We start from the raw sequence: 511 nt of genomic DNA on the forward strand, positions 1-511 counted from the left end.
TGCAGATCCGTCAGACCGATGTGGCCGGCAATGTCAGCGACGCCGTGAACCTGGGCGACGTGACGGTCGATGCGACCCTCGCCGCACCGAGCCTCGCGCTCACCACCGACACCAACATTACCGACGACGGCATCACCAGCAATGGCGAAGTCACCGTCAGCGGTCTGGAAGCCGACGCTACCTGGGAGTACACCACCGACGGCGGCAGCAACTGGATCGATGGCACCGGTACCACCTTCACGCTGGACGAAGGTGTTTACACCGATGGCGTTGTGCAGATTCGTCAGACCGATGTCGCCGGCAATGCCAGTGACGCCGTGAACCTGGGCGACGTGACGGTCGATGCCACCATCGCCGCGCCGAGCCTTGCGCTGAGTGAGGACACCAACATTACCGACGACGGCATCACCAGCAATGGCGAAGTCACCGTCAGTGGTCTGGAAGCCGACGCCAGCTGGGAGTACTCCCTCGACGGCGGCAGCAACTGGATCAATGGCACCGGCACTACCTT

Annotated in this window: 1 protein-coding gene; it reads left to right on the top strand. The window is 63.0% G+C overall.

All coding sequences use genetic code 11. The annotated features are described in order from the left end of the window. Positions 1-511 (top strand): hypothetical protein (locus tag QD356_RS17745; protein ID WP_279878494.1); only part of this gene is annotated, 511 nt, incomplete at both ends.

Source organism: Cobetia sp. 2AS, assembly GCF_029846355.1.
In the GTDB taxonomy this organism is placed as follows: Bacteria; Pseudomonadota; Gammaproteobacteria; order Pseudomonadales; family Halomonadaceae; genus Cobetia; species Cobetia amphilecti.